This is a genomic window from Tetzosporium hominis (genome assembly GCF_002265435.1).
GTDB classification, from domain to species: domain Bacteria; phylum Bacillota; class Bacilli; order Bacillales_A; family Planococcaceae; genus Chryseomicrobium; species Chryseomicrobium hominis.
Genome location: NZ_NOKQ01000218.1, coordinates 1 through 11,065, shown reverse-complemented (window position 1 = coordinate 11,065; position 11,065 = coordinate 1). Strand labels below are relative to the sequence as shown.

The window sequence follows — 11,065 nt, the reverse complement described above, 5'->3', positions numbered from 1 at the left end:
AGGTCGCACGGGCATGCCTCCGTGAAGACGAGTTCATAAAGGACATCTATTACGGATTACAACATATGCGATTTGTACTGAAGTCGACTACATCTGGACAAGCCTCTCGTCGTCTGAAAGAGTGGATCGACCGTTTCATGTTTCATCCCTGTGGGCCGCTGGCCAAGATTGCAAAAGCTGTGATAGTGCGTCAACGTGAGATGGAAAACACAATACTCTCGCCTCTCTCTAACGGGAAAATAGAAGGTACAAACAATAAGATCAAACTGATCAAACGAAGAGCTTTCGGGTATCGTAATCTGAATAACTTCTTCACGAGGTTAAAACTTGAACTAGGAAGCTCAAAATAGCAACCACGAGTTATGGTGATGAACCAGTGAGAAGAACAACTGGGGGATTTAAGAAATTAACGATTATAGTAATGGTGCTAGCCTTATTATTTTCGTCGTTGCCTTGGCAACAGATGCAATCGGTTGACGCGCATGGAACACATGATCCTGAGCAGAAAAAGACCGAAGACAAAGGAAAGAAACCTGAAAAAATTTCTACCGAAGACGCTATGCTTCATAATGTTGAAAAGGTAGAAGAAATAGAAGAGTTGCGTACAGAGAATGAAGCAACCTTCAAAAATAGCAATATGACCTATACTTCTGAAATATATACGAGCCCTATACATTATAAAGAGAATGGTAAGCTCAAACCTATAAAGAACAAGCTCGTGGAGAATAAAGATGCAGATAAAGACTTGTTTGGTTATACAAGTACGGAAAACAAGTTCACCGTGAAATTTGCTAAAAAAATCAAGAACAAAGAAGCAATCTCTATCAATTTCGGTAAAGACAAACTAGGTTTCACATTAGAGAATGCGACATCTGATGGCGTAATCAAAAAAGAAGAGTCTGCTGTCACGTATGAGAACATCATGAAAGATGTCGACCTTCGTTATACGCTGCAACCAACAGGTGTGAAAGAGGATCTAATTCTTAAGGCTGCAAACACACCTAACGAATTTCTATTCTCCATCTCTGGAACATTGACCGCAAAACAAGATGGGCAAACGATTTCCTTTACCAATAAAAAGAATGAGGAGCTTTGGGTGATGACCCCGCCGTATATGGAAGACGCTGCGGGAGCTTTTTCTGCCGATCTTGAATATCAGCTCATCGAGGGAAAGAACAACAAGCAAGCAATAAAGCTCATTATCGATAAAGAGTATCTTGAAGATCCGAAAAGGGTATTTCCAATCGTGGTCGATCCGACTGTAACACTTGGTGGGAGTTTAGCGAACACTATCGATACATATGTCATGAAAGGGCATCCTAACGTCAATTATTACAACTCTCCAGAATTAAGGACTGGGTTCACGAATTCTACGAATACCACGCGATCATTCATGGACTTTACGGACTCCCTGCCTAATTTGAATGGCGGATTATTGATTAGTTCCAACCTAAAGATGTATAAGACCGATAACGGGTTTGACCCAATCAATACCAATGTATATGCCAACCGTGTGACAAGCGCATGGAGCTCTGGTAGTTTGACTTGGAATGCACAACCGGGAATCGATACTACTAAAACATATGGGAGCACAGCAGCCAACACAACCGCAGATGGTTGGATGACTATGAATCTCACAAGTCTAGTAGATCAATGGTATGACGGGACGCCAAATTATGGTGTCGTACTACGATCCACATCGGAAGGTACTCTAGGTACTTATCGAAAGTTCAACTCTTCAGATGCTACTTCATATAAGCCTTATCTTGAAGTTACATATTCCGGACTCCCTGCCGCTCCAACAGGTACAGCTTACGGAAATGGTACAGGCACCGGTGCAGGTTATGTTAATCTTTCGTGGGCACCATTAGCAGGTGCGACAGGATACAAGGTTTTAGTGTTCAATGGTAAGACCTATGAAGAGATTGATGTAGGGAATACTACGTCCTGGACCACAAAGGGTAAGAAACTTTGGCCGACTGCTGCTCAAGTCAACAGTGGGGTTTATACGTTAAGAACTGACGGGACCGGCGGCGAATTTTCTGATGACCCGCGTCCAGTTTATCAAAAATCTGGTGGGACTTATGGGGATAGAACTAATTACTGGTTCAGGGTCAAGGCATACAACGCATACGGAACAACATCGCAATCCGCTGCATTCATGCCGACTATTCCGGATCAAACATTGCCTACCAAACCTGGTAAGCCATCCGTTACCAATTCACATAATACAAACTTTACGGTTTCGTGGAGTTCGTCTACTGATAGTAATACAGGTGTTGCAAAGTACTTGGTCTACATGGGAACTGCTGCAGGAAAAACAGATGTAGCAAATGGTGTTGAAGTGACAACTACTTCTTATAAGCACCCGACTGCTCTGAACCCGCGTACTCCTTACTATGTATATGTCAAGGCAGTAGATGGAGCTGGAAACGTTTCTGCTATATCTGATACAGCGACAGGAACGCCACGTATGGCACTTGATGCGAGCTTAGTATCTTCATCTATCCCAAGCCCAATGGAAGCAGATGGAACTTATAACGTCCAGTTCACTGTTAAAAACGAAGGATTGGAGACATGGACCGCCGATAAGAACATACTATTTGGTGCGGTTGCAGAGAATGAGCGTTTCACTAAAGATACTCGATTGGCACTTGCAACTGCGGATTCCATCGGAACTGGACAGACAAAGACGTTCACAGTAAGCTTTAATGCTGGAAAAAGTTTAGGGACGTTCCCAACAAACTGGCGAATGTTGAAAGTCGGCAATGGGTGGTTTGGTGATACTCTTGCGAAAAATGTATTGGTTCAGGACACTACCCCACCTAAAGGAAACATACTGATCAATAATGGGCAGACCTTTACTAATTCACCAAACGTAGAGCTTGACTTGAATGCAACGGATAACGCGGACGGTGCGATTCAGCAAAAGTTACAAAATGAAACTTCTGCTTTTTCTCCTTATGAAGCCTACTCTCAAAAGAAGTCTTGGACACTGTCTTCTGGTAACGGCGATAAGCGAGTCTCGGTCGTCTACAAAGACGCAACCGGGAATGAATCAACACCGGCTACCGCTACCATAAAACTTGATACTTCGTATCCGACTGCTTCTTTACTGAAACCGAGTCCCTTGGAATATGTACAAGGAACTGTCTCTATAACTGGAACAGCATCGGATGAAGATCTACACTCGTATACTGTTAGATATGGTGCTGGATCCGCCCCTACCGAATTTATTTCAATCTTCACTGGAGATATGGATGTTCAAAAGGCGGAATTAGCGACTTGGGACACCAAAGAAGTGCCAACAGGCCTCTATACGCTTCAACTGGCTGTCACTGACTTGGCTGGTAATACGACATACAGTTCTCGAAACATCTGGATCGACCAACCGGACGGTCGACTAGGGCTAGAAGGTTTCTGGGGATCACAAGGAATTACTTCTGGTTTTGGTGAGAGCCATGTGAATTATTCGAACGGAAATCTCGTCCTACGACTAATAGATGCTAGTCTAGACGGAAGAGGTCTCGACCCTACAATTGAGCGCACCTACAATGCACAAGACAAGAGCGTCAATTTATTAGGGAAGGGATGGAGATTAAGTTTTGAATCGCAGGTCATAGAGAGCGCAAATGGTGACATCCTTCTGACTGAAGGAGACGGTTCAAAACATCTATTTGTAAAGAAGCAGGACGGCACATACCAGCACCCTGCTGGAGTTTATAAAAAAGTAACTAAAAATGCTACGGGTGAGATCTTGATTCAAGAACTCGATGACAGTGGCATCTCTGAGACCTTCGGTGTCTCTGGAAAACTCTTGACCGTAGCGGACAAGAACAATAACAAATTGACGTATCAGTATACAGGAGACAAATTAACTTCGCTTAAAGATGATGTTGGTCGTTCCATCTCCCTAACTTACAACACAGACGAGAACCTAGCGACTATCCAGCTATATACAGGTAATAAAATTGTATATTCCTACACAAATAAACTTCTTACAAAAGTAGAATATTTGAACGGTTCAGGTGCAGTTTACCGGACGTTGATTTATGACTATGATTCGACTGGGAAGCTAAAACAATATACCGACCCGAATGGGAACCCAATCAATTACTTCTACAACGGGGAACGGTTGGTACAGGTCCACAGCAAGCATACTCCAAGGAACGCTCAGAGCGGTGAACTTGGAACACCTGTGACAGTAGTAGAGAATTTCAATTATTCATTAGATAGGAGAGAGATCACTTACAGTATCAGTGGCGAAAACTCCACACAAGAGATTTTGGCGACAGTGAATGCGAGCGGAAATCTGACAAAGCTACTGGAAGACGTAAAGGGTTTTGCCGTCACTAAGTCTTTCGTTTATGAGAACAATAAACTGATTGAAAGTGTGGATGAGAAGGGCCGGAAACGAACATTCACGTATGATGCCTTAGGAAATATCACATCCGAAACTGATCCGACCTTTACCACCGCAATTGACAAGCTGACTATCACACCTAAGAAAATGTATGAGTATAAGCCGAACACTAGTCTTCTATCAAAAGAAATAGATGCTTTAGGTAGACAGACCTTATATGAGTACGATGATCGAGGGAACCAAACAAAAGTTACCGATAGTGATGGTTTTTCTGTTCATTCAGTGTACGATGCCTATGGCAACTTGCTGACAACAACAAACGAGAGAGGGCCTCTCTATGGTCACCTGGCTAACTATAGCTTTGAAGAAGGTACTTCTACAGCGCTAGCAAGTTGGAAGACTACTGGTAGTTGGTCAGAGAATTTAACAACAAAGTATAGTGGAAAAAGAGCCATCACTATGCAAGGGACAAGTTCCCTCGAGAGTGAGTATATCCCGATCAAAAAAGGGCGACTACCAGTAAGAGGGCTCGTATGGGTCAAAGCAGAAGCAGCTGCAGGTACTGGTGTCACAGGAGTCCTTCATTTCTATGATGCACAGAAAAACAAGATCAGCAGCAAAGTCTCTACTCCAATCACAGGCACAAAAGATTGGATGATCCTAAACGTTTCAAGTGATGTTCCGACATCTGCGGCGTATGTCTCTTGGAATATCACCGCACAATTAAGTAGCGGAAGTGTCATTGTTGACCAGGCGTGGTTAGAAGAAGCAAATGCCAAACAAACTTTCTCCTATTCATCAAACGGTCTACAACTACTTACAGAAGTAGACCCTTACGGAAACGCTATGACGTACGAATATGATGCAGTAGGGAATCGAAAAGCCTCTATCAATGCTCTCGGCCAACGTGCTGAATTTAAATACGATGCAGACCGAAAGTTGATTGAAGAGATAGATCGACTTGGAAAGAAGACCATCAACGAATATGATTCAAATGGAAACCTGAGGTCGGTAACAAACCCGCTTGGTCAAAAAACGGAATATGCATATGATGAAAGCAATCGTAACACACTCATAGTCTATCCGAAGGTCACGAAGGTTGATTATGAGGGGCAATATGCTCAACCAGAAGAGTTCGTCACGAAAAAAGAAGTGTTCCAATACAATATGCTTGGCCAGCAAGTCGCTGAAAAAGATGGAAACGGGAACATCACTAATAACAAGTACGATTCGTTAGGTAGATTGATGGAGACGACAGATCCTCTTAAGAACAAACGGATATCGTATTACGACGCAAACTCCAATAAGACGCATGATGAAGATTGGGCATACGACACAATCACTAACACCTTATATAAAAAGGGAACGACCTATTACAATTATGACGAGATCAACCAGTTGGTCTCTTATACCGATGCTTCCGGAAATCCAGCAAATATCATTCAGACGACAGAATATGATGCTCTTGGCAATGAGAAGAAGACGCTCAGCGGTACTGGAGTGACTACCGACTACCGATATGACAAGAACAATGAAACCATGTATATGAAGGAGTCTGCTGATACTCCAGTAGAAATCTGGACGCTGATTGACGGAGGAGGCCATCTGGCCGTGACATTAGATGCACTAGGTACTACTACTGAAGTGCACGATACAAATGGGCAATTGCTCTCTGTGATAGATGCAGAAGGGAAGAAAATCACCTATACATATAATGTGGTCGGTGATAAAACGAAATCAGAAGATGCGACTGGAACTGTTACCGACTGGGAATATGATCAAGAGGGGCAGTTGAAGAAAGAAACAACGACCTCCAAGAACCAGAGTGGTGAAACGATCCTTACGGTCACGCAATATACCTATGATGATTTAGGGCAAGTTATTGGAAAGCTGACGACCAGTACGGAGGCAAATAAGCCTGCACAGACACAAGAAGTTGCTTTCAAATACGATGAACTAGGTCGTCTTGTCAAAGAAACAGGAATTGTTGATGGGAAAAAGACTGAAACTCGCATGTACTATGATGAAAATGACAATGTCCTGAAGTCGTGGATCTACGACGAGACGATTGTTGTGCCAGTCCAGTATGATCCGGATGGAGACGGTTTCTTTGACAGCATGACTCTTAACCAATACGACGCAAATAACCGATTGATCAAGGAATCGATTTCCCATACAGGTACCGAGACAATCAATCAATTCAATGATAAAGAAGAAACTGAGACACTTACGAACTTCTTGGGTGATACGGTCGTCTCCTATGACGCCAATGAACGAGTCAAGGAGATCACAACTCCAAACTTTGATTCGTACAAATATGAATATCTGGTTGACGACTCGATTTCTAAAGTGATAGCACCTGGTGTTACCACTGCCTTAACATTCAGTGGAGAGTCTAAGATCAAGACGCTGAAAGCGACGAATAAGAGCAATAGCGTGATCCTTGATTTGAGCTATCAATATTCTGCGACAGAACAGATCACACAAATTACACAAGGCACTAAAATCAAGAAATATACGTACACTCCGATTGGTAACCTAGAGACCGTTGAATCAGGTGGTAAGAAGTATAAATACACATACGACGGCAATTCGAATGTCATCAAAGTCGATAATCTGACCACTCAGAAAACGAAGGAGACCTATACCTACACTACTGGTAACCGACTTTTAGAACAGAAGATGTTTAACGAAACGACAGGAGTCCTGTTCAGCACCACCAAATTCGATTACAACGCAGTGGGAGCTTTATCGAAAAAGACGACTACTGAAGGTAGTAACACGACCGTCATCAACTACGGTTACAATAACGACGATCAACTGATCACGTTGAAGAAGACGGTCAACGGAAAAGTCGTCGAGGATCTTTTATATGAATATGATCAAGATGGCAACAGATTGTCGAAGACGAAACTGCTGGAGCATTCACATTTCCATTATCACCGTGATACAAACGGAGAGATTTTCTCTATCACGAAAGAGACTGGTGGCGTACCAGAGAGTGTCTCCAACTTCTACCGAGATGCAGATGGCAATCTACTCAGCATGCGTTATAATGAGATTGTTTACTATTATCAATTCAATGCACGTGGCGATGTTATTGCTTTGACTGATTCAGCTGGTACAGTAGCAGCAACCTATGATTACGATGAGTGGGGCAATGTAACATCTATGACGGGGAACCAGGCTCTAGCGAATGCAAATCCGTACCGGTTTGTTGGTAAGTACGGTGTCCATTATGATCAAGACGCCAACCTCTACTTAATGGGTTGGAGGGATTACGATCCATCGATTGGCCGCTTTATCGTCCAGGATGAGTATGAAGGCGAAGAGGATGAACCGACTTCCTTGAACCGTTACTTATACGCTGATGCAGACCCGGTCAACAATATCGACCCAGATGGCCATGCCCCAAAATGGATGCAAAAAGGATGGAAATCCACGAAGAAGTACGCGAAGAAAGGATATAACTTTGCGCTAGGTGACGATATCCAGACACTGCGCAGTCCGAAGTCTAAGTGGTATCACAAGGCTGGAGCCGCTGCCAGTATCGCTTCCAATTTTATACCTGGTGCTGCACCAGCTAAGCTTGCATTTAAGGTAGGTAAAGGCGTCAAAGTTAAAAAACTCAAGAAGTTCAATGCGCCGTCAGTCAAGAACAGCAGGACCATCAAGGTAAAGGCAAAACAAATAAAAAAGGTAAAAGCCAATAAGAAAAGTCACATAATTGTTCCAAAAAAGAAGAAAGAAAAAATGGCACCTAAGAGTTCAGTTGAACTTAAAAGACCATATATACGGAAGGCTGTACGTCAAGAGGTAGAAAGACGTGCACTTAAAACACCTAGTGGTCAATTTATTGATCCTAACACACGTAAACCGATTGAAGGAAAGTACGATTTAGGTCATAAATATGGACATGAATTTTGGAGGGAAAAGCGAAAGGCTCAAGAAAAAGGGCTAACTCAAAAACAATTTAATGACCTTATGAATAATCCTGACTTATATCAAATTGAAGACCCTAGGTCAAATAGAAGTCACAAATTTGAGAAGAAAAGGAGCAAATAAAGAATGAACGAGTTATCTAAAGCTATTTTAAACAAAGATGTAGTATCATTAAAACAAGTGTTAAATTCAGGGTATAATGTAAACGACCAAGATGAAGATGGTCGAACAGCGTTAATGGAAGCAGTAATCGAAGGAGATAAGGAAATTGTAAAACTACTTCTTGAACATGGTTCTGATGTTAATAAACAGGATTATTTAGCGGAAATATCAGCCTTGCATTTTGCCGTTCAAAACAATTCATATGAACTTGTTAAGTTATTATTAGATAACCAAGCTGAAGTTGAGATAGAAGATGCAAATGGCAACACACCATTATCAGACGCTGTTTTTTATTCAAGAGGTAAAGGAGAAATAATTAAACTTTTGCTGGAACATGGTGCGGATAAGAATAAGCAAAATAAACATGGTGTTTCACCACTAAGCTTAGCAGAAAGTGTAGGAAACTATAATCTTGTTCAATACTTCGAGTAAAACCCTATTAAATTCAAGTGTATTAGGCCGAATTGTAAAATAAGGTAACTTAATTCTGGAATTGCCATTATCTAAGAATCAATTGGATAATGGCAGTTTTTTTAATAGAAAAAGGTAATGATAAACTTTATAAGAAAATGCATTTTCTAATACCCAAAAAACTTTTGCAGGAAGTCTTTGAAGGTAAAGGCCAAACAAATCCGTAAGATAAAAGCCAACCCTACTAAGAAAAGACACGTGGTTGTTCCGAAAAATAAGAAAAAAGTAGCGAATAAAAGTTCGGGAGCTAAAAAACCTTACAGTAACAGCAGGCCTAGCTATGCGAAGGGACAGATTGAAGAAGTATGGGAAAGAGCTAAAGACCCTAAGACTGGAAAAGTTATGGATCCTACAGGAGTAGAGATAATTTGGGATAAATCAAAAGCTAGGAACGGCCAATGGGATATGGGGCATTTACCTGGTCAAAAGTATTCTGAAGTTCATGATTTATATATGAGAGGTAAAATTACGAAAAAAGAGTTTTTAGAATGGTACAGAAACCCTAAAAATTATAGACCTGAACTTCCTAGTACAAATCGAAGCCATAAGTATGAATAATATAAAGGAGCGTATGTACAAATGGGTGTTAAAGATGCGGATTATTGGACAATTATTATGTTTCGGTCTTTAGAAGATTTCAAGCAGAAATTGAAAAATGATCAAAAACAAATTCATCATGTGACAAATCTTATTGATGACCGAGGAATTAGTTTGCTACAGCAATCCTTAATCAGTAGAAAATTTGATATTGCAAATTTGCTATTAGATGAAGGTTCTATAATTAATAATATTTCAACAGAAGGATACAATGAGTTGCATTGTATAGCAGCACACTTAGATGACGTACATGCTATACAACTGACACATAGATTGATTGACCTAAATGTCGACTTAGATTTACAAGATAAGAAATACGGAAATTCAGCCCTTTTCACTATTTGTTATGAAGCATTTAAAGTAAGGACAAGTGAGTCAGATGAGTTGATAATCTCCTGCTTAAAGAAGAAGCCCAATGTAATAATGAAGAATAAATATGGTTATTCGGTGAAGCAACTCATTGAGGAAAATGGCACTGCGGATATGATAAAAGCAATGGAGGCGATAAGTTGAAAAAAAGTAGTGGGTTAGGTGGCTGTGTTATATCGAATAATATTTTAACGGGTAAAGGCGATTTGAGATGGTGTATTAAAGAGGAACCAGTGAACGATGTTGATACTGGATGGAGGTTTTTATCTGATAATGATACAGAGGAATTCCTTAGTGATTCCTCGAATATGTCAGTTTGCGATTGGAACACCATTTTTGAAATAGAACCTGCAGTCATGAAAATCTATGATATGCCAATTCATACAGAAGTCACGTTATTGAAAGAAAATAATAGACGGTTTTTTGTCTATACGGATTCGGAAGAAGAAGTTTTTTAAAATAATGTTTATTTACAAAACAAAAAGTAGTTCTATAGATATCTTATAATCAAATTCAATCTGTAAAGAATCATAAACCTTGAACGGCTAACCACCGCTCGAGGTTTTTTTTACAACTGTAAAAATAATAATAATAATTAATCAGGAGCATTACTGTTAGAAGGATTTTCGAGGCCTTGAATTAAAAAAAGCCCTCTTTTATGATGATTGAGTGGTCACCCGATAAAATGACCCAATACACATAAGAGAGGACTATACAATGAATTCTAAAACGAATGAAAAGATTAATCAAGTCTCTGAAAAGACATTGGTCATCGGCATCGACATCGCCAAGCGGACACATTTCGCCTGTGCAGTCGACGACCGCGGACGTGTGCTCCAGAAATCCTTTGCGTTCACCCAGTCTCGGAACGGCTTTGAGGTGCTCTACACACGCATCATCGCCCTCAAAGAAGAACATCTGAAACAAGATGTCATTGTCGGTTTTGAACCGACCGGGCACTATTGGATGAACCTGGCGGCCTTTCTTACCGACCACGGCATCCCCTATGTGATGGTCAATCCGATGCACGTCAACCGATCGAAAGAGCTGGATGACAATCTACAGACGAAGAATGACAAGAAGGATGCCGTCGTGATTGCGCGACTGATGCGAGACGGGCGCTTCAACTATCCTCGGATCTTGGAAGGGATCGAGGCTGAA

Annotated in this window: 7 protein-coding genes; all 7 read left to right on the top strand. The window is 41.2% G+C overall.

The annotated features are described in order from the left end of the window. Positions 1–350, top strand: a 350-nt coding sequence (locus tag CF394_RS09620; RefSeq protein WP_165767526.1) for a transposase, incomplete at its 5' end; no start/stop codon positions are given. Positions 351–376: 26 nt separating this feature from the next. Continuing rightward, positions 377–8,428: a DNRLRE domain-containing protein gene (locus tag CF394_RS09615; protein WP_133079820.1), complete on the top strand. Its 8,052-nt coding sequence runs from the start codon at positions 377–379 to the stop codon at positions 8,426–8,428. Between the two features lie 3 nt (positions 8,429–8,431). Further along, positions 8,432–8,899: an ankyrin repeat domain-containing protein gene (locus CF394_RS09610; protein WP_094943277.1), complete on the top strand. Its 468-nt coding sequence runs from the start codon at positions 8,432–8,434 to the stop codon at positions 8,897–8,899. A gap of 177 nt (positions 8,900–9,076) precedes the next feature. After that, positions 9,077–9,496 (top strand): HNH/ENDO VII family nuclease, encoded by a 420-nt coding sequence (locus tag CF394_RS09605; RefSeq protein ID WP_094943275.1) that lies wholly within the window; start codon positions 9,077–9,079, stop codon positions 9,494–9,496. Positions 9,497–9,517: 21 nt separating this feature from the next. Further along, entirely contained in the window at positions 9,518–10,048 is a 531-nt protein-coding gene (locus tag CF394_RS09600) for an ankyrin repeat domain-containing protein (protein WP_094943274.1), read from the top strand. Then, a complete protein-coding gene (locus tag CF394_RS09595; RefSeq protein ID WP_094943272.1) occupies positions 10,045–10,362 on the top strand; it encodes an immunity protein Imm33 domain-containing protein in 318 nt (105 codons plus the stop codon). Before CF394_RS09600 ends, CF394_RS09595 begins: the two co-directional genes overlap by 4 nt. Positions 10,363–10,621: 259 nt before the next feature. Further along, on the top strand, positions 10,622–11,065 hold a 444-nt coding region (locus CF394_RS09590), incomplete at its 3' end, for an IS110 family transposase (RefSeq protein WP_133079819.1).

Coding starts and splice junctions, on each gene's coding strand:
- CF394_RS09610 (WP_094943277.1), top strand. CDS start 8,432: ATGAACGAGTTATCTAAAGCTATTTTAAACAAAGATGTAGTATCATTA.
- CF394_RS09600 (WP_094943274.1), top strand. CDS start 9,518: ATGGGTGTTAAAGATGCGGATTATTGGACAATTATTATGTTTCGGTCT.